This is a genomic window from Pirellula sp. SH-Sr6A (assembly GCF_001610875.1).
GTDB lineage: Bacteria > Planctomycetota > Planctomycetia > Pirellulales > Pirellulaceae > JBKCUI01.
The window spans coordinates 2,478,523-2,500,465 of the sequence record NZ_CP011272.1; the positions used below are offsets into that span (position 1 = coordinate 2,478,523).

At 54.9% G+C, this 21,943-nt stretch carries 16 protein-coding genes and 1 tRNA gene; 6 read left to right on the plus strand and 11 right to left on the minus strand.

The genetic code is table 11. From position 1 onward, the window contains the following. Window positions 1-258 precede the first annotated feature (258 nt). Window positions 259-5,337, plus strand: a complete 5,079-nt coding sequence (locus VN12_RS09705) for an Ig-like domain-containing protein (RefSeq protein WP_146676632.1) — start codon at window positions 259-261, stop codon at window positions 5,335-5,337. 138 nt (window positions 5,338-5,475) lie between these two features. After that, on the plus strand, window positions 5,476-6,150 hold the full coding sequence (locus VN12_RS09710) for a hypothetical protein (protein WP_146676633.1): 675 nt from the start codon (window positions 5,476-5,478) through the stop codon (window positions 6,148-6,150). Here VN12_RS09710 and nusB read toward each other — a convergent pair. The 3 genes from nusB to VN12_RS09725 form a co-directional block, all read right to left on the minus strand. Beyond that, on the minus strand, window positions 6,147-6,617 hold the full coding sequence (gene nusB / locus VN12_RS09715) for a transcription antitermination factor NusB (protein ID WP_146676634.1): 471 nt from the start codon (window positions 6,615-6,617) through the stop codon (window positions 6,147-6,149). The genes VN12_RS09710 and nusB overlap by 4 nt on opposite strands. A gap of 57 nt (window positions 6,618-6,674) precedes the next feature. Continuing rightward, a complete protein-coding gene (locus VN12_RS09720) occupies window positions 6,675-8,117 on the minus strand; it encodes a phytoene desaturase family protein (RefSeq protein WP_146676635.1) in 1,443 nt (480 codons plus the stop codon). 491 nt (window positions 8,118-8,608) lie between these two features. Next, a tRNA-Leu gene (locus VN12_RS09725) sits at window positions 8,609-8,698 on the minus strand. Between the two features lie 158 nt (window positions 8,699-8,856). On the opposite strand from VN12_RS09725, the gene VN12_RS09730 reads away from it, so the two are divergent. Continuing rightward, window positions 8,857-9,555 carry a methionine-R-sulfoxide reductase gene (locus VN12_RS09730; RefSeq protein WP_205855241.1) on the plus strand — a complete coding sequence of 233 codons (699 nt, stop codon included), beginning with the start codon at window positions 8,857-8,859 and terminating at the stop codon, window positions 9,553-9,555. 37 nt (window positions 9,556-9,592) lie between these two features. Here the strand turns inward: VN12_RS09730 and VN12_RS09735 are convergent, their stop codons facing one another. Together VN12_RS09735 and VN12_RS09740 are read right to left on the minus strand one after the other, a co-directional pair. Beyond that, a complete protein-coding gene (locus tag VN12_RS09735) occupies window positions 9,593-10,507 on the minus strand; it encodes an alpha/beta hydrolase (RefSeq protein WP_146676636.1) in 915 nt (304 codons plus the stop codon). Window positions 10,508-10,669: 162 nt separating this feature from the next. After that, on the minus strand, window positions 10,670-11,518 hold the full coding sequence (locus VN12_RS09740) for a serine/threonine-protein kinase (RefSeq protein WP_146679865.1): 849 nt from the start codon (window positions 11,516-11,518) through the stop codon (window positions 10,670-10,672). 47 nt (window positions 11,519-11,565) lie between these two features. On the opposite strand from VN12_RS09740, the gene VN12_RS09745 reads away from it, so the two are divergent. Beyond that, on the plus strand, window positions 11,566-11,808 hold the full coding sequence (locus VN12_RS09745; protein ID WP_146676637.1) for a hypothetical protein: 243 nt from the start codon (window positions 11,566-11,568) through the stop codon (window positions 11,806-11,808). Between the two features lie 92 nt (window positions 11,809-11,900). On the opposite strand, the gene VN12_RS25765 is transcribed toward VN12_RS09745, so the two are convergent. Both VN12_RS25765 and VN12_RS09755 read right to left on the minus strand, forming a co-directional pair. Next, complete coding sequence (locus tag VN12_RS25765; protein ID WP_168164313.1) at window positions 11,901-12,707, minus strand: hypothetical protein; 807 nt, start codon at window positions 12,705-12,707, stop codon at window positions 11,901-11,903. Window positions 12,708-12,864: 157 nt separating this feature from the next. Next, on the minus strand, window positions 12,865-13,455 hold the full coding sequence (locus tag VN12_RS09755; protein WP_146676638.1) for a hypothetical protein: 591 nt from the start codon (window positions 13,453-13,455) through the stop codon (window positions 12,865-12,867). Window positions 13,456-13,715: 260 nt separating this feature from the next. Between VN12_RS09755 and VN12_RS09760 the strand changes: the two genes are divergently transcribed. Then, a complete protein-coding gene (locus VN12_RS09760; RefSeq protein WP_146676639.1) occupies window positions 13,716-15,275 on the plus strand; it encodes a BBP7 family outer membrane beta-barrel protein in 1,560 nt (519 codons plus the stop codon). A gap of 115 nt (window positions 15,276-15,390) precedes the next feature. On the opposite strand, the gene VN12_RS09765 is transcribed toward VN12_RS09760, so the two are convergent. After that, window positions 15,391-16,641 (minus strand): HlyD family efflux transporter periplasmic adaptor subunit, encoded by a 1,251-nt coding sequence (locus VN12_RS09765; RefSeq protein WP_146676640.1) that lies wholly within the window; start codon window positions 16,639-16,641, stop codon window positions 15,391-15,393. A 201-nt stretch (window positions 16,642-16,842) separates the two neighbouring features. On the opposite strand from VN12_RS09765, the gene VN12_RS25770 reads away from it, so the two are divergent. Then, the gene (locus VN12_RS25770) at window positions 16,843-18,006 is read left to right on the plus strand and encodes an ATP-binding cassette domain-containing protein (protein ID WP_168164314.1); all 1,164 of its coding nucleotides are present in this window, start codon (window positions 16,843-16,845) and stop codon (window positions 18,004-18,006) included. 53 nt (window positions 18,007-18,059) lie between these two features. Here the strand turns inward: VN12_RS25770 and VN12_RS09775 are convergent, their stop codons facing one another. From VN12_RS09775 to VN12_RS09785, 3 genes are all read right to left on the minus strand, one after another. Beyond that, entirely contained in the window at window positions 18,060-18,605 is a 546-nt protein-coding gene (locus VN12_RS09775; RefSeq protein WP_146676641.1) for a hypothetical protein, read from the minus strand. Window positions 18,606-18,727: 122 nt separating this feature from the next. Next, window positions 18,728-20,530 carry a CRTAC1 family protein gene (locus VN12_RS09780; protein ID WP_168164315.1) on the minus strand — a complete coding sequence of 601 codons (1,803 nt, stop codon included), beginning with the start codon at window positions 20,528-20,530 and terminating at the stop codon, window positions 18,728-18,730. Next, window positions 20,523-21,899: a tetratricopeptide repeat protein gene (locus tag VN12_RS09785; RefSeq protein ID WP_168164316.1), complete on the minus strand. Its 1,377-nt coding sequence runs from the start codon at window positions 21,897-21,899 to the stop codon at window positions 20,523-20,525. The genes VN12_RS09780 and VN12_RS09785 overlap by 8 nt, the downstream gene beginning before the upstream one ends. Window positions 21,900-21,943 lie beyond the last annotated feature (44 nt).

Genomic DNA, 21,943 nt, shown 5'->3' on the forward strand with positions numbered 1-21,943 from the left:
CGGTCGCAGGGATCTCACGAGGGAAGCTGGTCCGGTTGAAACGATTAAGCCGGAGCTACCAAAAATAGGAATTCCGAGGAACTTTGAGGGGAAAACCCGCATCGTACACCAGGTTCGTTTTGTTGACACGCATAGTCGTCCAACTACGATGGAAATTCGCTTGTATTGGCAGACATCCCGAATTGGTGGGATGAAGTCCCTCGCTAGATCCAAGTAAACCGCGTTTCTTTTCCAACCGTTTATCACCTTGGGGATCTCATGTTGAGTCCACGTAAGTTCGCTGCCGGTAAGAAGTTCCTTCAACGATGGCAGAAAGCCAAGAAGCGTCAAGCTAAACGAGGAATTCAGCTTGAGTCTCTCGAAAAGCGGGAACTGATGGCTGCTGATTTTTCTCCTGGTGTCGAGTCGGCGTTAGCGACAATGCGTATCGCGGACCCTGCCATCCGAGTCCAAATCGGAAACATGCTCACCGCACGATATGGCGGCGGTAGCTCGACCTCGTCGGGTACGGGAGGGCTTTCCGGAGAAAGCGGCGCTCCGTTCACCACCTCGGAAGCGGAACCGAACTCCGTCCGTTCCCAAGCCAACTTTTTGCCATTCGGGATTGGCCCTGGCAAGAACTCGGTGGTGAATGTCAACGGTCAGATGAACAACAACTGGGACGAAGACTACTTTGCCTTCGATCTGAAGAAGGGGGACATCATCGACATCCGGGCCAATGCTCTTGGTGTCGTTCAGCCGGGACTCACCTTGTTCAATTCCGCTGGACGAGAGTTGCTCCACAGCAAGCAGCCCTTTTATCCGCCCGCAGTTGGTCGACCGATTCCCGACAAGTCTCCGCGTTTCACAACGGGAGGTTCCACGCTCACTTACGTGATCGACACCGATGGTCGTTACTTCTTGAGCATCAATGATGCCAGCTTGAACTACTCCATCAATATGCGGGCCTATCGCCCGACGATCGAGCAAGAGCCGATTGGTACCAAGCAAAAATTGTTTGTCGATTTCGACGGTGCGTTTCTCCGTTCGGATGTCGTGGGATTGAATCCGACGGCGGTTCCCTCCACTGTCCGTATTCCGGGACTTTCTCAAGCCCTTCCGCAGTTGGGACTTACCGATGCGGACGAGCCTGCTTTGATCCGCAACATTATGAATCGGGTCGAACAAAAGCTTCGATTGCAGCTCGCACAGGATAGTTTGAACGGATGGTATTCCCAAACCGGTAACCCTGGCGACTTTGATATCGAAATCTTGAACAGTCTGGAACATCCAGACGTTTGGGGACAACCCAATGTGGCCCGCATGATCGTCGGTGGTAATGCGCCCCAGTATGGCTTCCCAGCGGGATTATATGGTATCGCCGAATGGGTCGACATCGGTAACTTCAACCGTGAGGACACTGCAGTTACATTCCTGGACGCGGCTATTTTCGAAGCCCAAACCACGCCGCGAGCAGGAAACGTTCCTCTGGCTGACTCCTTTGCTCAGAGTATTGCGGACACGATCGTTCACGAAATGGGTCACTTGCTCGGTGTTGCCCACACCAGCTTTACCAATAATGTGATCACGATCATGGACGGTTTCTTGATCGATCAAATCGGGCAGGATGGTTTGTTTGGAACGCCGGACGACCAATTGCTGACCTTCAAAAACGACGAATACGAACTGGGTGAGACGACTGCAGGTGGCGGTGTCAACAACACAGCGCAAGTCGTGGCTTGGGCGGCGGCGACGGGCAAGGTTGGCTCGACCATCTCCGGTCTCGTTTACAACGATATCAATCGCAACGCTCGCCAAGACGCGGGGGAAGCGGGCATTGGCGGCTGGGAAGTCTACGTCGACCTCAATAACAACGGCTCTCGCGAGCTAGGCGAACCGCGAGCCACGACGGCGGCAAATGGTTCGTACACCTTGTTCGTCGCTGCAGGCACTTACAACGTTCGCGTCACTCGACCTGCAGGCTGGGTTGCGTCGACCAACGCAGAGGTCGTGAAGTCCGTTACTGTGACCACCGCCGGAGCGACCGCAAACTTTGGTTCTTCGCTTCCCTCCAACCTGGCTACGGGTTTCAAGTGGTTGGATATCAATGGCGACGGTATCAAGGATTCGAATGAACCGGGACTGGCTGGCGTCTACATTTACTTGGACCTGGATGGCGACGACCGACCGGACGTAGGGGAACCCGCATCCATTACCAAGGCGGATGGATCGTACTCCCTCACACCACCATCGGCTGGTGTCTTTACAATTCGAGAAGTGGTCGATGCTGGCTACCGACAAACCTTCCCCGCATCCGGAGAACACATTGTGTCCTTCGACGGGATCACGCCATTGCGTGGCTATGATTTCGGCAATACCGAGTCGGCTGACTGGGGGGATGCACCATCTCCGTATCCAACCAATCGTTCGCAGAACGGAGCGTACCATGGTCAGCTCAGTGGTCTTCGTTTGGGAGTGAACTGGGACGCCGAGCAAGACGGTCAACCATCGACCACAGCTACCGGTGACGATGTCAACGGAATCTTGGACGATGAAGATGGAGTAAGTCTGCTGGCACCGATCGTTCGCGGAGACAATTCGAACATTCTCCAATTCAACATCACCAACACGACCGGGAGCCCTGCTTATCTGCAAGGTTGGGTCGATTTCAATGGTGACGGCGATTGGAGCGATACCGGCGAGCAGATCGTTACCAATCTCATGGTTTCGGCGAGCGGATTGCAAAATGTAACCTTCTCGGCACCTGCCAATGCCGTGAATCGAACCTACGCTCGTTTCCGACTTTCCCAGACGCAGAATCTTGGTCCGGCCGGACGAGCGGGTACTGGCGAAGTCGAAGATTACGTGTTTGACATCGTTAACGGTCCCCGGACTCTGTTGCAGCCCGATACGGCTACCGTGGCTCGCAATAGCCAAAGCAACGTGATCGATGTGATCGCCAACGACTTTGCACTTCCAGGGGAAAGCTGGCGAATTACCGGTGTGAGCTCTGGTTCCCGAGGCGGTCGGGTCACAATCGACACAGTCAATAATCGCGTTCTCTATACCCCTGCCTTGAGCTTCATCGGAGTCGATGAGTTCACCTACACTGCCGTGACGGCAACGGGGCGTTCCGAGACGGCTCGCGTTACGGTCAACGTCGTCGCACAGTTCTTGGATCCGGTCGCGGTCGATGATTCGTTCGACGTTCCAACCAACTCGATCGGCTTCCCGCTCAACGTTCTTGCGAACGATGTTGAAGGTGCTGGCGGAGCATTGGTGGTTACGAACGTAACGACTCCAGATAAGGGTGGTTCGGTTACCATTGGTTCGGGAGGACAAAGCATTCGCTACACGCCTCGCCGCGATTTTGGTGGAACGGAAACGTTCTCTTACACTGCAACCGATGCGACGGGCAAGTCCACGACAGCCAAGATTACAGTGCACACCATCGCAGGAGACCGCGCCGATGATTTGGTTGAATTCAGCTTCGGCTTCTACAACCTCGCTGGCGAGCCGATCACTGAAATTCGTCAAGGTGAGCAGTTCATCACTCGCGTTTTTGTCGACGATCTACGTCCGGAGCGTGGAGCTGCCCAAGTTCCTCCTCTGTTTGTAACGGATCCCGGCGTTTACGCTGCTTACTTGGACATCCTTTACAGTTCCGGATTGGTGGCACCTGCGTCCCCAACTACGAACAATGGTTTGGACTTTGAGACCGCGTTCTTCCCACCCTATCAATCAGGGCGTGACGGATCAGCGGCCATCCCTGGAATCATCGACGAGTTTGGTGCATTCGCAGGTTCCGTACCTTCGATGAATTTCCCCAATCGTGTTCCTTTGGCCAACATTGTCTTCACGGCAACAAATCCCGGTCTCGCTGAATTTGTCGGCGATCCTGCCGATCGATCGCCGCAAAGCGATGTTGTTTTCTACAATACCACACGATCCGGGGTTCCCATCGAAGAAATTCGGTACGGTCGCTCGACCCTCGAAGTGGTACCCAGCGGAGTGAACTTCCCTTATGCCAAGGATGATTCGCCGGCTCGATTGCCAGCGGGTCAGTCGTCGACCATCGATGTGCTGGCGAATGACATTCAAGGAACTCAGCCACCGATCCGAATCTCGTCCACCACGCAACCTGCGGGAGGTCAAGTTCAGATCTCGGATAGTGGAACTCCGACCAACTTCTCCGACGATCGGATCATCTACACTCCGAATACGAACTTCACAGGTACCGATTCCTTCAAGTACACGATCACCGATCAACGAGGCTTCACCTCGACGGCAACGGTGACGGTTCAAGTGGGAACCGAGGCACAGGTCCAAGCGGATGACTTGGTTCAACTTCGGCTCTCGATCACCGATTTGGCGGGTCAAGAGATTACGCAGGTCACCGCTGGTTCGAAGTTCCAACTGCGAGGATTCGTCCAAGACCTTCGCAACAATCCAGTTGCAGCAGGGGTTTTTGCGGCCTACCAAGACATCCTTTACAGTTCGAATTTGGTTTCGGTCGACACTCAAGCGAATGCACCATTCTTCCAAATCACCTATGGTCCTGACTATGTCAATGCGACCTCGGGAGATGTTCGCATCGCTGGATTGATCAATGAAGTTGGTTCAGCACAAACGAGCGGTGCCCCCCTCGGGACTTCCGAGCGATTGCAATTCGTAATCACCATGACTGCGAACGCGGCAGGGGTAGCATCCTTCGTCGGAGATCCGGCTGACATCAAGCCGTTCAATGACACCCTTCTGTTTAACCCAACCAGCCCACTTGCCACCAATCAGATTCGATATCTATCGGATTCCCTGGTGATCGTGGGCAGTGGCGGGACCGGTGGAACGGGCGGAGGTGGCGGTGAAGGCTTCACCAATCTCCGTAACGCGTTCGACGTGAACGACGATGGATTCGTTTCTCCGATCGACGTACTGATCTTGGTCAACTCGTTGAATGCGGGCGGTGGCGGGGCGTTGTCGAACAACACCGATCCTGGCGCATCCGGAGAATCGACCGAGCATTATTACTTCGACGTGAACGCGGATACCTATCTGAGCCCGCTCGACGTTTTGGCTGTGATCAACGTGTTGAACTCTCGCTCGGCATCGGGCGGTGAAGGGGAAGACTCTAGCAGCGCACCATTGGTGGAAGCCAACGCACCAACCAATGAGTTCGTCGAAGTTCCCTTCCAGTCCAACAAACTCCTCGATGCGGCTGTCGCAACCCTTTACGGTCCGATGATGGAAGAAGTCGAAGAGGACGAGGAAGAGCTGTTGAGCTTAGCCGCTTACCTGGAGAACCAAGATTCCGATGAGGAAGATCTCTTTGATGGCTTAGCATCTGCTCTCAATGGCTGATGTTTACAGCTCAGACCGTTTTGATTTGTTCGAGACGCCATCTTGCCTCCAGGATGGCGTCTTTTTTTATTTGCTAGACTGAGCATACCGAAAGGTATGGGCGGTTCTCCATATATGCGACTCAACAGGAGCTTGGAAATGAAACGAATATTTTGTGGTGCGTTATGGATCTGTGCAGTCTATGGATGCGCGAATCTGGCAACAGCTCAAGACGTCACGAGCAATCGTGAAAAGATTCGCATGTTGATGCAGGAGGCCCAGGAGCTTGCCAAACTCGGAGATGACGAGGAGGCATATCGGATTCGCACCAAGATAGCTGAAATGTTGGACGAGCAACGGAAAGAATCCGCTCCCTTTTCCCGCCCTCCCTTGGAACGCCGTGACCGTCCCGCAGAGCCGCCGTATCAGCCAGAGTCCGCGCGCCGCTACCAAGGCCCACGAGATCGTATGCCAGGTCCTCCCCGGCCTCCACACGCTCGCCATCACGGCTCTCATCTGGATATGGCCCTAGAGCATATGCGAATGGCCGAACACCATTTGCTGGAATCGGGCATGACAGAACCAGCAGAGCAGATGCACCGACAGATTGAGGAAATCCAGGCGCGTCTGCGCCCGGTCCACGAGCAGAAAACGCAGCCCCAGCAGGAGTACCGCACCGAGAATCTAGACCGCGTCCCACCTCGCGACAGACCGGATGGACGCGAGGAACAAGAATGGATTCGGCGAAGTCTCCAAGAACTTCGCGAGGAAAATCAGCGGCTCCGCGAAATGATGCGAGAGTTGCACGAACGGGCGGGCGACCGTAATCGCTAGTTGGCCAACTGCGGGGACGCTTCCTCGGATTCTGCGGGCGGCTCAGCAGTTGGCTCGGCAGGTTTCTGATGCTCCTTGAGGATCCGGTCCAAGATTCCATTGACGAATTGGCCGGAATTGCGGCTTCCGTATCGCTTTGCAAGCTCGATCGCTTCATTGATCGAAACCCTGCCCGGAACATCTCCAAAGAGGATCTCGTAAGCCGAGATTCGCAGGATGTTCCGATCGATGGTCGTCATTCGCTTCAAGGACCAATTGGCCGCATGCTTCGAAAGAACTTGATCGATGTCGGTCCGATGGTTTCGAACGCCGTAGAGAAGTTCCAAAGCGAACGTCACCAAGGGCTTGTTTTGCAGCATGCGTTTTTGAACAAACTGATCTGCAACACTGAATTCCCGAAGGGGATTGATGTCTTCTTCGTAGAGAACTTGAAGGGCAACCTCACGGGCACGTCGACGTGTTGTCATATTTGAAATTGGGAAAGATCAGAGTCAGGGAGGGATTTTTCGCAGTCCCTACATCATTCAATGGGAGGGGGAGATCGTCAAGCTGGATTTGGTCAACATTTGATCGACTTCATTTGAAACGATGACTCCATAATTGATCGCACCGAGCCACCCCGACATGATGATGCCGACGCTTCCCGCGTGATAAAGCCCTCGGATTTGTTGCGGTAGCCCGCGGGAGACCGCAAGCCCCTCGAACTTGGTGCCAAAGCTCGCTCCGAGCTGATGCTTGGTGTAGTGCTGGAACGTCCTGGGCGTCGCAGCTTCGACGTGATCAATCATATCGCGACATCCCGGCACATACTTCTCCAGTGAACGGAGAGTGGACTCGATCAAGTCGGCTTTGCTGGCTTCGTATTCGGCGTCGCTGAGATTCGCCCAGTCGCTCCAATTGGCGTTGGTACTGCTGACAATCGCATACCGTTCCTTAGCATGAGGCCGAGTTCTCGGGTAGTAGAAGCTGAACGTGCGAGAGGTGATATTCCTGTCCAAAAGCAAATCGGTTCGGAATAAATTCGCAGTGGAGCAGAAAAGCAAATCCCCTGTCGATTCCTCCACCGTACAGCCTGGCTTCAACGCCATGTAGACTTGTGTGCTGCTGTTGTTGAGGCGTACGGCTTTTGCTTCCTGGACAAACTGTGGATCGAATTTGTCCTCCCCCACCATATTGAAGATTGTCGATCGCAAATTGGAATTGCTCACGACAGCCCGACACTTGATCTCGCGACCGTTCGCCACCACACCACGGACTCCGTCGGGGCCAACCAAAATGCTCGAGACTTCGCATCGGATTCGCGTGTCGACTCCGTTCTTGGTCAATTCCGTTTGCATTTTGGACACGAGATCATCCGTGCCCCCCTCATAAATGTAGACCCCTTTGGCCATGAAATTCGAGAAGACAATGCCGTAGGTGATCGCTGGGTCTTCCAAGGTCGATCCGTTGGCGTAGGTGATCGGCTCCATCAAGAGTCGAACAACATCCTCGCGTCCAGGAAAGAACTTTTCGAACAACTCACCAGTCGTCATCCGCTGATCGTCGTAGAAGTTCATCCCTCGCGCGGTGTCGAAAAATTGCGTCACGACACGCTCTTCGATACCGAATCGCTCGACCAGGAGTCGCGTGAAGTCCTCGCGATTGAAGGTAGTCGTGAGCGAGAACATGGGGTTATCGAACCGAATATTCTTTAACTGAACGATTTTGCTCGCGATCTCTTCGCTCCAGTAACGACGGCAGCTTTTGATCATGCCGTAGGGGAAGCCGTGGAGAGAGATATCGAATGTGTGGCTTCCTGGACGCTTGAACCATGTTGCCAAGCCACCGAGTTTGTAGTGCTGTTCCAGCAACAGGACACGATGCCCGGCGCGTCCCAAAATATTGGCCGCGGTCATGCCTGCCAAACCGCTCCCGATCACTACGACATCGTACTCGGGCAAAACACCAGCAAGGAAATCTTTTGGCATAAAGGCTTCAAAGGCAAACGCGTGAAAAGTCGCGAGGAATTGGGAAACAGGTCATTGTTTCAACGGGTGGACGAACCAGCAAGCCGCATTCGAGCAGATCTCTACCGGAACATTCCGACGTGCTACGCGGAAACCCAAAAAGCAGCCCCAGCCGATCCCCCTACTTCCGACGAAAGAACCCCTGATCGCAATGGCCCTCATCGCAACGGAATGGATTCTCGCCGAGGGCGCCTGCACGCCCAAGACATCCTCAGATTGCGAGACATTGTTTAGAGAGGGCAATGTTTCGAGAAGAGAATGGGTAGAGCAAGCAGTGGCTCGAAGCGGGGCAGCAGACCAAAGATTTGGCTATGGCCAAAAGACTGGCGTCCCAGGGTTGCGTCGCGATGCCATGAGCGGTGCAACTCCGCTCAGAGCAGATCCGTAGGGTTAAGATCCGTTCAGGACAGCTCAGCTCAGTACTACCCAGTACTGTGCAGATGGGAGGACAGTGCGGATGAGAGGAATCGAACCTCCACGGCCGTATGTATTAGGCCACTAGATCCTGAGTCTAGCGCGTCTGCCAATTCCGCCACATCCGCAAGAAATCGGGCAGGCAACCCCCGATTTGGTAGGAGATTAGCCGGGAAGAACGGTTTGGTCAAGCCGCATCGACATTGGAAATGGCTGGACGCGCGCCTATACTAGAGTCAGACAGAATAACTTTCCAAAAGTCCTTAATCCCATTAGGAGGTCGAGGATGCTTAAGATGCAATGGTTGGCACCAGGTTTATTTGTAGCGGCAGGCTGCGGTTGGATGATCGCTGCGGATCCCCCAAAAGCGGACCCCAAGGATTCCGTTGCGACCAAAGACAGCGTAACGGCTGAAAAGTCTTCGGACGAGAAGACCACGAAGAAGGCAACCGGGAAGATCAATAAGAAGACAGGACTCCCCATGTTCAACCGACTCTCATCAGAAGAAGAGCGCGTCATTCTCTATAAAGGGACCGAGCGAGCATTCACCGGCAAGTACACCGATTACAAAGCGGACGGGACTTACATCTGCCGACGCTGCAACGCACCCCTTTACAATTCCAAAGACAAGTTTCACAGCGGTTGCGGATGGCCTAGCTTTGACGACGAAATCAAGGGCTCGGTAAAACGCGTGATCGACGCAGATGGCTATCGAGTCGAGATCCTTTGCAAGAACTGCGGCGGCCACCTGGGCCACGTCTTCGAAGGGGAACGCATGACCGCCAAAAATACGCGTCACTGCGTCAATAGCGTCTCGATGCTGTTCGTGCCCAAAGGGAAGGAGCTACCCAAGGTGATCACGGCAACGCCGGACGAAGAGGGAGCATCCGAGTCAGCTGGATCGATCGACAAGCCTACGGAAGAGGCCTCACCTGCCGAAGCATCCAAAGCGGGTGGCGAGAAGGCCAAGCCCGCAATCGAGTAAAAGAATATTGAGTCGGCCAAGCTATCTTGGTCGCGCGTTACGGACGGGACAGAAGTCCGCAATCGGTGAGCCATTCCGCGAAGCGGACGGGCCACGCTCCATAAGCAGCCTTGGCCTCGGGGCGGTAGCCAAAGCCATGTCCTGCATTCGAATAAATATGAAGCTCGGCGGGAACGCCAAGCTTTTTGTATTTGAGATAGACCTCAGCCATCCCGATCGCGATATCATCCCGGTCTTTATAGCCCAACGCAATGAAGACGGGAGGCATTTCCTTTTCCACGGTGAAGCGTTTTGAACTCCCTGGATAGATGAGGGCTTGGAAGTCGGGCCGGCTCGAAACACGCTCAATGGGGTCGGCGGATGAGGCGGCTCCTTCGACAGGTTGCATCGCTGCTAGAGCGGCTAATTCCCCTCCCGCAGAGAAGCCGAGCACTCCGATGCGATCGGTCCGAATCTCCCACTCCTTCGCCTTGGCACGGATCATCTGGAGAGCGCGCCGCGTGTCAGCCATCGCATGATCATCGATCGTGTAAGTAGAGCCTTCTTCGCGCGCTAATCGGTACTTCAATACGAAAGCGGCGATGCCTTGCGAAGCAAACCATTCCCCGAGCGAGTATCCTTCGTGCCCCATGCAAAGCATGCGATGTCCGCCACCCGGCGCGATCAGAACAGCGGTCCCCGTTCCCTTTCCCTTGTCTGGTAGATAAGGGACGATCGATGGATTGTGAATGTTGGTCACATTGCACTTGCCTGGACCGATGTCCTCACGTTCCGGTTCCTTGGCCCTCGCCTCGAAACCAGGGGCTCCTTTGTCCCAAAGCGGGATCGCGGTTGGCGTGCTTTCTTTTGCAATCGGTTCCGCTCCTGCAACCTTTCCCGCAAGGAAGAGGCAAGAGCTGAAGAGCAAGGGAACAGCGAGAGAGACCCGGCGTACAAACTGCGCGCGTTTCATGGAGCGATCCTACAGATGCGAGATGGAGGGAGACAAAGAGAGACCAAATCGAGGGCATGGTCCGCTCCATTTTATCACACGGGTCACCGGGAGAGTGCGGGCTGGAGTGTGCAGATCCACGCGCTGAAGACCGCCGATGGTTGGCGACCGACACCTGTGAGTCTAGAGGCTGCCCCGGGCGCTTTTTCGCGCGGCGAATTTTAATGACCGCGCTTTTACGACTCGGAACGCTCTTAGCAGATCGTTCGCATCGCGGTAGCGGCGGGCCGGTCGCATCTCCAACGATCGACGAATCACTGCGATCAAATCGGGGTGCGCTTTGCGACGAAGGGTGGTATAGCCAGTCGGAGGCCAATCGAAGGGCCATTCAGGAAGATGTCCGGTCAGAATGCGGTACATGATCAATCCGAGCGAGAACACATCGGAACGCGCGCTCGGCCTCCCCATCGCTTGTTCTGGTGCCATATATCCGACCGTCCCCGAACCGGACGCGATCATCGTTTTTACGATCGTTCGCTGTGCGACCTTCGCAATGCCGAAATCGGTCAATTGCAATCGCCCATCTGGCAAGAGAATCATGTTATCGGGTTTGATATCGCAGTGGATAATCTTGTTTCGATGGGCATAGGCCACGGCGTCAATCATTTGATCGATGAGGCAGATAGCCGTTGAAAAGGAAACGCGATTGCGAAGTCGATCGCTCAGCGTCTTCTCGCCCAGCTTGCTCGCGATCACAAATCGCCCATCGATGAAGCTCGCGTCCTTCAGGGGCAGGATATTGGGATGATCCAGCTTAGCCACCAAGCGGGCTTCTCGTTGGAATGTATCCAACATACTCGCCGTCACGTTGTACTGGTGTGGCATTTTCAGTGCGACGCGAACACCTTCGATCGTGTCGAGCGCTTGATAGACGTGCGCAAAGCCGCCCTGTGCGATACGACGCTCTATTCGGTATTTACCCAATCGTTGTCGTGCACGTAGCGAGCCGTTGTCGCTTTGCGTTTTTGGCATCGCGCTGAAACTCAGTGCAATCATTACCGTGATGACGATCAACGAGGATGAACAACGCGAACAACGCGATGCGGTCGTTGAGGAAGCGGAGCGGAAACCCTCTCCATTCTAGCTCTGCCGACGGACAATCGCGCCAATTCTCGATCGAAAAACAGAAAGCAATCTCATCGACTCCCCTCCGCCTATTCCTATCTATCGGCACCGATGGAATCGATTCTTCGGCTTGGCCTGGGATTCGCCCCGGAATACTCAAGTTCTTCGTGAAGGAGGTGACCGCGAAGGGAAGGTGACCGCGAACAAGAGTGGAACCAATGGCTTCTTAAACGAATCGAGCTCGCAGGGGATGCGAGCTCGATTTCATTCCAACGATTCTTAAGATCGATTAGGTTCGGTCTGGACCGCGATCTCCACCTCGGCCACCGCGACCGCCAGGTCCACCAGGGCCTCCCGGACCTCCAAATTGTGGAAGCTCAAACTTTTCCCCCTTGAGCTCATCGAACTTCTTCTTTTGATCGGCAGTCAGCACGCCTACGATCTTCTCTTCGGTTTCCTTGCGAGCGGCCTGCATTTTCTCAAACATTTCAGGACCTGGGCGTCCGCCACCACCGGTGAACATTTCGCGAAGCTTCTCGCCTGATTCCTCTTCAACGGTCTTCATCTTTCCTTTTTGTTCTTCGGTGATCACAAGTCGCTCTGCAATGAGTTTGTGATTCAGCGCACGAACGGCGTCCTGTTGGGCAAAAATGCCGAGCAGACGGTCGAACTGGGTGGGATCGAGAATATCTTGGATCTTCGAATCGGCCTTGGCTGCCATCTCCGCCATCTTGGCACGCATTTCTTCCGACATGCCTGGGAATCCGCCCCGACCGCGGCCACCCCCTTGAGTGTCTCCACCCTGGACGCTGTTCCGCATCTCTTCGCGAAGCTTGTTTTGCTCTTCACGCATCGACTCTTGTGCTTCACGCAACTCTGATTTTTGCGTGTCGTCCAGCTTCAAGTGCTCTTGAACGGTCGGCATGCCAAGAATGCCCGACAAACCACCTCCCATACCCATACCGAACCCGCCGCGACCGCCAGGACCTCCCTGACCGCGCTGACCTCCCGGTGGCTGTGCGGTAGCGATCGAGCAAGGAACTGCGACCAAACAACCCAACAAAAGAGAATAACTTAACCAATTACGGAATCGCATTTTCGCAACCTCAGAGAGGAAAATAAGACAGACAAGAGGCCAACCTACAATTTAAAGCCTTCTTTGCTAAACACAGTCTGCTCGGAATCGTTCCGATGGTGCGAAAAAAATTTTTCGTTTGGGGGTTGCCTTGAGTGACAACCGAAGTCCACATTCGCTACTTGGACCCGCTGGCAGTCCCATCTTGGGCCGCGTTCGGAGCCACCATCTGCTTCGACGGGGTGTTCAACCCGGTGAAGGTACTCAAGCGGGGGGCTGGCGTCGTCCTAATGAGGGCGCGATGGACGAGATTCTGGTAAACGCCCGAGGAGGTCGGTGGATCGATTTCCGTGACCAAAATCTGCGGCAAAGCGCCGGTGGGCATCAGTGCCGAGACGGCGAGTTGTACGCTTTCCACACGCGCATCGGTCGACTCCTTCGTCGATCCCGATTTGACATAAATGACACGCTGGCTTTGCGGGGCATGGACGAGAACCCACTGGATCTTGAGTTTGCCCGCTTCGCTCAATTCGTCTTCTTGCGAGAAAAGCAGACTGCCTAGCGTGTTGTTCTCGCGCCAGCCGTTGGCTTTCATGATTTCAAAGGGTGCGACGACCGCTTGAGCATCCGCAGCTCGAAACGGCTGCGGCCAAGCGTTGTTGCGAGCTCGATCCACGCTCGCTTTGTGTTTCCAAGGCCAATCGGCATAAGTCGCCGACGACGAGGCCAACACAACTAGCAACGCGATCCCCGGTTTTCTTACTCGCATGGAAAATCCCTTTTCTTCAAGCGTCCTATCATCCCTTTTGCTATCGGCGAAACGCCCCCTTTTGCAACGCGTTGAATGCCAGGAGCCGGAGAATTTGCCCAAGCCGCAACGTCGAGCTTCCGATCACTCGCCCGCAAAATCTACCAGGATTACTTAATCTCTTCAGCCGGAATATCCGATCCATACCCTACGGACCTCACAATCGCTAACGTCCATCCCAACTACAAAACATCCGCGCCCTCCCATCCGCTGAGGAAAGCATGTCATCAGCCACCGTTCGCCGCCGACTCCAACTAGTTGCACTGCTCGCTGCAGGCTTGGCATTTCCAAGTCTCGCTCAAGCGCAGAGCAACAGCGAGGGTTCGACCAAGACGTCTGTGTCGAGCCGTAACTCCACGCGTCCCTCTCGAACAACCGCCCCGGCGACCATTCGCAAAGCCTCCGCCGAAAAAGTCACCCGCGACAATCTGGCCGAACCGGTACGAGTGGTAGCCCGTCCTGCTTCATCCCAGAGATCTGCTGCGAGCTCGCGACCTGCCCCTTCCCCCTCTAACGCCGTGGAGCAAGCTGCTTGCAAAAATTGCCAAGCTCACGGGGGATCCCACTCGGCTCACCCGATCGAAATGGTTCATGAAGAGCCGGTCCTCGATGAACACTCCACTCTTTACGAGCCTGAGGCCTACCGCTTCCAGCCGGAAGCGTGCGATTCATGCGGGCCCGGAAATGTCGTACACCCCCTCGGTGTTTTGGGATCGATGCTTCGGTTTTCGCAATTCCGCGTCGAAGCGGCTACGTTTTGGGCTGATGGACAAAACCTCCCCGCGTTGGTTACCACCCGACGACCCGCTAATGATCCCGCCACCGACGGACTAATCGGCCGCAGCGACACAATTCCCTTGTTCGGAGGACGCGAGGTACTCGACGATTCCACGCAAGGGATCCGAGGCGAGATCGGTCTCTTTTTCGATCCATGCCGAACACGCGGCTTCATGATCCGGCTGTTCGACGCTTCGAGTAACTCGGAGACGTATAACAGTGCGAGCACCGGAGAGCCCGTGGTGATGCGTCCCTTTTTTAGCACTGCGGACAATGCCCAATCCACCATCGCGATCCAGTATCCCGGCAGTACCTCCGGATCGATCGCAGCCAATATCACCAGCGATGTCTACGGTGGCGATGTGCTCTATCGAAAAACCATCCATCAAGATCATGCAGGTCGATTTGAGTTCTTGGCGGGCTACCAAATGATGCGCCTCGAAGAATCTCTTTCCCTGGTTTCGTCGTCGACAGCCTTGACGAACACTCCAGCCCCGACAGGAACGATTTCGATCCTCGAAGATCACTTTGCCACATCCAATCGTTACCACGGCGCGGCCTTCGGATTCAACACCCATCTTCGAGAGGGATGTTGGAGTCTCGGCGCGATGGCAAAGCTCGGTCTGGGAAATGTTGATCGCGAAGTCAGTATTCGGGGTGCTTCTCAGATTACAGTACCGGGGAACCCGCCCAGCACGAGCAGTTCTACCAATGGATTGCTCGCACGAAACACCAACGAAGGTATCTACGAAACGAATACCTTTGTCGTCTCGCCGGAGGTCGCTGTGAACCTTGGCTATCGAATTACTCGCGGTCTCGAAGCGACCGTCGGTTACTCGTTCCTCACCTTGCCGAAGGCGGCTCGGGTGGGAGACCAACTCGACCCACAGCTCGCTTCCAACTTAGGAAATCCACCTTCGGGCGCCGCGACACCTCGATTCAATTTGGTCGAATCGAACTACTCGTTGCATAGCCTCAGCTACGGTCTTCAGTACCGTTACTAGTTCAGACGAATTAGTCCAGACAAACGAGTTAGACAACTCCAAGACACGCATCATGCGATTCGGGGGAGCGATAATTGCCAGGGGGGCTTATCGCTCTCCTGGATCGCATGATTCGTTATAGGTCACTGCGAATGGTCACGTCGACCTGCAGTTGAATCCGCTCAGCCGCTTGTTCGGTTTGCGAGGGATCGATCTCAATCCAAACTCCGATCGCTCGGAAATCCGATCGCGCCATCGGGTTAGGTGAACGAAGCTGTGCAGCTCCGACTACGCGATCGATCCGAGCGACGGTCCCACGGAGCTCCGAAGTCAACGCCGACGATCGAATGGTTGCGGCATCTCCAACCTGAATGCGAGGGACATCCGCCTCGTAGACTTCCGCGATACAAACCATCTTGGAAACGTCCGCGATTTCGACCACGGGCAAGGTAGTCGTTCTTTCACCACGTTCGGTCAACACCTGGAGAACGATGGCGTCGTAAGGTGCTCGCAACGTGCTCTCGTCCCCTTGCAGTCGCAGGACCGCGGCTTGTTTCTCCAACGAAAGCGTAGGGGAATTCTTCTGGGTCTCTTCCCAAGTTTCTTTGGCTGCGAGGTATGCCTCCGTAGCCGTTTTTGTCTGCAGCTTCGATTGCTCGATTTGGTGATCGGCGGCTTGGACGGCTTGTTCGGCTTGAAGCCGAGCCTTTTCGACTTCAAGCTCCTTGGTCTCGAGCTCGATGGCTCCCACCGCCGCGCGGGTGAGCGGGTCTTCTCGCAATCGCCTCAGTCGAACGACTTGTTCCGCCAACGCGTCGACCTGGCGAAGCGACTGCATCGATTGGTTTTTTTGAGTGGCAGCGAGTGTTTCGAATTGCTTGGCCGCTTGCACCTTGGCATCCGCGGATTGAATGGCGATCTGCAGTTCTCGCAATCTCGCTTGAAACGCTACTTCCGCCTCTCGGATCTTGAGTTCTAACGCCTCCAGTTCAAGCGATCGAACTTTTTGGCTTTGCATGATGGCCAACGGATCGTCGGCTTTCACTTTCTGCCCGGCTCGGACCAGGACCGACTCCACGCGATCCCCTGGTAGCCCGCTCAATCTCGCAATGCCGCGAGCCGGCATCAGCTTCCCTTGGGCATGGATCTCGCCCTTGGCAGTAGAAGCATTCGTGGTCGCGGTGGAACGCGTCTGAGGCTCGAGTGTGGCGAGCGCTAGCATGGCTGGTGACGAGTCGGATACCGGGATCCCCGCCGCGGGACCAATCCAGTTGGAAGAAGAGCACCCTGAAACGGCTCCAATTGCCACCCAGGCGAGAGATCGAAAGACTCGACCCGCATTCCTCTCGTTTTGAAATTCCGACAGCAAGCTTCGTAGGCTAAACATGGAGCGCAGAGCGACGGTGGGTTGAGCAACGAAGAAGGATGGCAACGATCGATCGGACTTTGTCACATTTTCGGACCCGAAGCGCCGATCCCTAACTTCATAGGTTACACTCTGAACCGATGCAGGAAGCTTTCCATCGAAAATTAGGCATGAAAAACTCGTATCCACCTCCGATCGAGAGGTTCATTATCGAGACGCAATATGGAGCCAGGTAAAGTTCAGCGGGCAACCCTCTTTGATCCGCAATCCCGCATTCGGCTCGCCCAAGGTGCGACGCCTTCGATCCGAGCGATGGATCTCCAGCATCATTTTGGAGAAGGAGAGCTTCGCAAGCAGATTCTGTTTGACAACAACCTGACCGTCTATCCCGGCGAAATCATCATCATGACCGGTCCAAGCGGATCGGGCAAAACAACTCTTCTAACCCTCATCGGTGCGTTGCGAACGGTTCAGGCAGGAAGCCTTGAAGTACTGGGGCGGGCCCTCCAAGGGGCATCGGCATCCGCCCTGCAAGATTTTCGCCGCGATATCGGGTTCATCTTCCAAGCGCACAATCTGTTCGAGTCCCTCACTGCGCAGCAGAATGTTCGGATGTCGCTCGAACTCCACCAAAAGGACGGAAACAACCGCGATTGGAATGCCAAAGCGAAGGACATGCTAGAAAAGGTTGGATTGGGCAACCGAATCCATCACAAACCCAAGCAGCTCTCCGGCGGACAGAAACAACGAGTCGCCATCGCCCGCGGTTTGGTTCATCAACCCAAACTGGTTCTCGCTGATGAACCGACAGCCGCCCTCGACGAACAAAGCGGACGCATGGTCGTCGAACTTCTTCAGCGACTTGCGATGGAGCAGCAAACGACGATCCTCATGGTCACCCATGACAATCGAATTCTCGATGTGGCTGATCGAATTGTGACGTTGGTCGATGGCCGCATTCGCAGCGATGCTTTGATGAAAGAAGCCGCTATCCTGACTCAGATGCTGGCGAAGTGCGGCGTATTCGAACGGGTCACGCCTCGGACATTAACACGCATCGCAGACGAAATGACGATCGAATTGGTCCCCGCAGGAACAAGAATCATTCGAGAGATGGATCCGGGCGATCGCTTCTTCTTGATTCGCCAAGGCTCCGTAACCGTGCGACGCGGCACCCCCGAAGTTAACGTGGCGACCCTGCATGCTGGCGATCATTTTGGCGAAGCCGCCCTTCTCACAGGACGCCCGCGAAACGCCAGCGTCTATGCGAACGAGGACTCGTATATCTGCTCGCTTAGCAAAGCAAGCTTCCAATCCGCCATGGCCGAATCGGCATCGCACGACAACGAGATCCGAAACGCCTACGCAGGGGCTTTTGATCGGTGAGCATGCGGTGGAGGATCATCTCTACCCGGAAGAGAAACAGATCTCTTCTCTCACTATCTAGAGCGAGGCCGCCACTGATCCTTGGCTGGCATCGGATCTGCGAATTCGGAACCAGTCGACGTGAACTGACCTTCGACTCCGGTTCTCGTATCGGGAAGTCCTCGTCCGTTCGGAATTCGAGATGGGTTCGCCATGGCCCGCGATGTGTTGACGCTCGATAATGCAGATCCAGAGGATCCATTGCGGCTGGCCAGCTCTCGATCGTTGCCTATACGCAACTCCGACCCAACACGGCCTCGACTCGACGCGCGACCGTCGGCCAGATTCTGGCGAGCAATCGCCTTCTCCGATTCGGCCAACCGCTGCTCCAGCATGCGATTTCTCGCTGCAAGATCCTCCGCACGCTTCTTTTCGGCGCGAAACTCTCCAAGCAATCGTTCGCGATCGATCTGGAATTGACTCGCCTGCTGGCTCCCAGGCCATTTTTGACATCCCGTTGCACCGATGAGCACCAAGCACAAAACCCCCAAGGCCTGCACATGAATCCGCGCGCAGGGCAAGGTTTTGCGAATAGGGCTGATCCAAAGAGACTGAGACATGGCAAGCGTTTTGGAACGCCGGGTTAGAATTTCAAAGGTTAGCTTTTGGAGGCTGGAATTTCAGACGCGCCAACAATTCAACGACCTAGGAGCAATAGCAAATCTAGGAGGTTAGCGCAAGATCAATTCAGGGTGACATCTCGGAGAGAGGATGGCTCGGCGGGTTCACGATGCAGTTCTGAGGCGGGAGGAGAGGGCTCGACCAGTAGCAAACGGGCTCCTGCTCCCACTCCGTCGATCGACTCGGTGACCCCGCTGGGCCAATGAATTCGCAGCGTTCCGATTGCCATCTCCGCTCCGAGGCCGACATGAATCCGATTCCCAAAGCTACTTTGGTAGGAACGGCTCGTGAGGACTTGATCCACAAACTGCCGATTCCCCTGAGAAAAATCGACGCGAACTCCAGTGCCATCTCGCGCCGATCGAGTCCCACGAAATGCTAGCTGCACCCAAGCCCCCGATTGCGAATCGTTTTTGAGAACGGTGACGCCTGATTTGGAGTTGAGAAGGATGACATCCAGATCTCCATCATTGTCGAAGTCCTCAGCGACCATCCCACGGCTGCTTTCGACTGCTTGGAGACCATCGCCGACTTCCTCCCCCAGACTTCGAAATCGTCCTGTCCCTTGATTCTCGAAGACAGAGTTCTTCACTTTCCACGCGGTCGTGTAGGCCCACGATTGGACCATCGGATCGGTATGACCATTGGCTACGAAGATATCTTTGTCGCTGTCGTTTTCCATGTCAAAGATTGCTACCCCCCAGTTCGCGTGGGGAAAGAGATCTTTTCCAGCATTTGTGGCGAGCAACGCATCTTCAAACATCGCCCCTCCCAAGTTGCGGTACAGGACAGGGTACTCATTGCTAAATGTAGTGCTATAGAGGTCGGGCAATCCGTCATTATCAATGTCACCGACATCAATACCCATATTGCCATTCATCCTCCCGTCGTAGGCGAAGGCGACTCCGTTGGTCACACCGCATTCCTCGAAGCTCCCATGACCATCATTGAGGAAAAGAAGATTCTTATCGACATCATTCACGACGACGAGGTCCTCATCGCCGTCGCAATCCAGGTCTGCGGCCAAAACTCCCATCGATGTCGTGAAGAAGCCATCGAAGCCCGCCTCCTTGGTGTGATCCACAAAAGTTCCATCGCCGCGGCTCAAATAAAAACGGTCCTGGCCTCCGCGAAAATCGAGCGGTCCGGGATAGCTGGGAAACCCTTCGGTGGTCCGTTTGATATTCTTCGAAACAGGATCCTCAACGTAGTTGGCGATGTACAAATCCAAGGCGCCGTCCCGATTGGCATCAAAAAAGCAAACACCTGCACCCATGTCGTCTTCGAGGGCCAAACCAAGCTTCGACGCGATATCGGTAAATGTTCCATCCCCATTGTTTCGTAAAAAGCGATTGGCCCCGTAGTTGTTGGTAAACAAATCAAAGAATCCGTCGTTATCGAAGTCCGCCACGCAAACGCCCATGCCGAATTCTTCCACTCCACCGTTCGCAGCTTTCGTCACATCTTGAAAGTGCATGTCACCACGGTTGCGGTAGAGTTTGTTCGGAGAGATATCGTCCGGCTGCTGGGGAATAGTCGAACCGTTCAAAAAGTACACATCGACCATTCCGTCGAGATCGTAGTCGAGCGATGCCATCCCACCTCCTACCGTCTCGATGATGTACCGTTCTCCAAAGCCGTCGTAGGTGTGCACAAAGTCGATACCTGATCGCTGTGTCCAGTCTGTCCAACGAATCGCGAAGGTAGCGGATGTGGGAGAGGGAATCGGCTCCGTGGGTGGGGGCTTGGTAAGGGAAGCGGCCGACTCTCGCAACGGGGCATCGGCATCGTTGGATTCCGCATGGCATCCCAGAAAGAAACAACCCAGTGCTGCCGCGATGATTTTGACGATCCCGTTATTCATTGACGAGCCTTTCGATCGCATTCTTGGCTTCTAGATTATTAGGATCCAGCTCCAGCGCCTTTTGAAGGTACTCCCGAGTCTTCGCTTTATCTCCGACGTTGTAGTAGGAAGTCGCGACCAAGTACGCGTGGAAAGAGCTGCTGTCCAGATCGAGGGCTTTCAACGCATGCTCAACTCCCTTTTGTGGATTCCGATCTTTGGGCATCTGGGTTTGGGCCAACAGCGCATACGCTTCAGCATTCTCGCTTTGGACAGCAATCACCTTTGCCAAACTCGCCTCGGCTTCCGTGAAAGCCCTTTGCCGCAAACTCCATTTTGCATACGCCAGTCCGATCCTCGGATCGTTCGGCCTCGATGTCGCGAGTTGCTTTAGAAACGCGGTCCCTCGTTCCAATCGATTGCGGCGACCGTATTCTTGGATCAGCGACTCCAGAAGCGATTTCTCGGTTGGAATCAGCTGTACCAATTGCTCTCGAGCGGTCAACGCGTCCTCGTAATCGCCGTGTCGCTCAAGCAACCGGATCGCTTCGGAGAACGCAAATCTCGCAAAACCCTGTACCTTCTCGAGGTCGGTATCAGCACGCGGCCCCACTTCCTCGCCTGGTCGGCGTTCTTTATCGAGAATCGAAAGCCTTCTCTCGTACCGTTTCGCGCGTTCTTTGTTGCCGGCTTTAGCAAAAAGTTGCACCAATCCGATCGTCGCATCGCGATTGCTAGGATCCATCACGAGGGATTCGGAATATTGGTTGATGGCCAATTCCGTATCTTTTACCATGATCGCCGCGAGCGCGATCTGATTGCGGATTGCAGGGGAATCGTTTCGCGAAAGGCATTCGAACCAAGCGTTCATGGCTCCCTTCCAATCCTCCTTGGCTAGATAAACCTTTCCGAGAGCTTCCAAGACATCGAGTCTGTCGGGTGCAAGGAGCATCGCTTGGGAAAAGTATTTCTCTGCCGCGTCAAGCTTACCCTGCATCTGCTCATAAAAGCCGAGATCGACCCAAGGCTCGGCATGGTCGGGGAAACGAGCGAGAACCGCTTCCCAAATCTCCACAGCGCCGGTGGGGTTCCCCGCTCGCAAATGAACTTTACCAAGAAGACAAAGAGCATCCGGATCTTGCAGGTGATTGCGGGCGACTTGCTCCACCAAGTTAAACGAAGTGTCGCGGATCTGTTGAATCGATGCGGCATTCGGAGAGAGCGTATCGCCCCCTGTCGTCGCGGGACGAGCAGGTAAGACAATCGACTCCGACGTATCGGACACAGAGCGAGCCTTCAAAATCCCTTCGGGGTGAAGCAGGAGCCATGCGATGGCGGCAGAGTTTCCCAAAAGGATTGTCAAGAGGACTGCCACCCATTTTGTTGCCACCGATTGCTCCTTCAGGTTGGGTACGAATGGTCCGTACGTAGGGG

Excerpts from the sequence above, each read along its gene's own strand:
- VN12_RS09705 (WP_146676632.1), top strand. The coding sequence starts at position 259 with ATGTTGAGTCCACGTAAGTTCGCTGCCGGTAAGAAGTTCCTTCAACGA.
- VN12_RS09710 (WP_146676633.1), top strand. The coding sequence starts at position 5,476 with ATGAAACGAATATTTTGTGGTGCGTTATGGATCTGTGCAGTCTATGGA.
- nusB (WP_146676634.1), bottom strand. The coding sequence starts at position 6,617 with ATGACAACACGTCGACGTGCCCGTGAGGTTGCCCTTCAAGTTCTCTAC.
- VN12_RS09720 (WP_146676635.1), bottom strand. The coding sequence starts at position 8,117 with ATGCCAAAAGATTTCCTTGCTGGTGTTTTGCCCGAGTACGATGTCGTA.
- VN12_RS09730 (WP_205855241.1), top strand. The coding sequence starts at position 8,857 with ATGCTTAAGATGCAATGGTTGGCACCAGGTTTATTTGTAGCGGCAGGC.
- VN12_RS09735 (WP_146676636.1), bottom strand. The coding sequence starts at position 10,507 with ATGAAACGCGCGCAGTTTGTACGCCGGGTCTCTCTCGCTGTTCCCTTG.
- VN12_RS09740 (WP_146679865.1), bottom strand. The coding sequence starts at position 11,518 with ATGCCAAAAACGCAAAGCGACAACGGCTCGCTACGTGCACGACAACGA.
- VN12_RS09745 (WP_146676637.1), top strand. The coding sequence starts at position 11,566 with ATGAACAACGCGAACAACGCGATGCGGTCGTTGAGGAAGCGGAGCGGA.
- VN12_RS25765 (WP_168164313.1), bottom strand. The coding sequence starts at position 12,707 with ATGCGATTCCGTAATTGGTTAAGTTATTCTCTTTTGTTGGGTTGTTTG.
- VN12_RS09755 (WP_146676638.1), bottom strand. The coding sequence starts at position 13,455 with ATGCGAGTAAGAAAACCGGGGATCGCGTTGCTAGTTGTGTTGGCCTCG.
- VN12_RS09760 (WP_146676639.1), top strand. The coding sequence starts at position 13,716 with ATGTCATCAGCCACCGTTCGCCGCCGACTCCAACTAGTTGCACTGCTC.
- VN12_RS09765 (WP_146676640.1), bottom strand. The coding sequence starts at position 16,641 with ATGTTTAGCCTACGAAGCTTGCTGTCGGAATTTCAAAACGAGAGGAAT.
- VN12_RS25770 (WP_168164314.1), top strand. The coding sequence starts at position 16,843 with ATGGAGCCAGGTAAAGTTCAGCGGGCAACCCTCTTTGATCCGCAATCC.
- VN12_RS09775 (WP_146676641.1), bottom strand. The coding sequence starts at position 18,605 with ATGTCTCAGTCTCTTTGGATCAGCCCTATTCGCAAAACCTTGCCCTGC.
- VN12_RS09780 (WP_168164315.1), bottom strand. The coding sequence starts at position 20,530 with ATGAATAACGGGATCGTCAAAATCATCGCGGCAGCACTGGGTTGTTTC.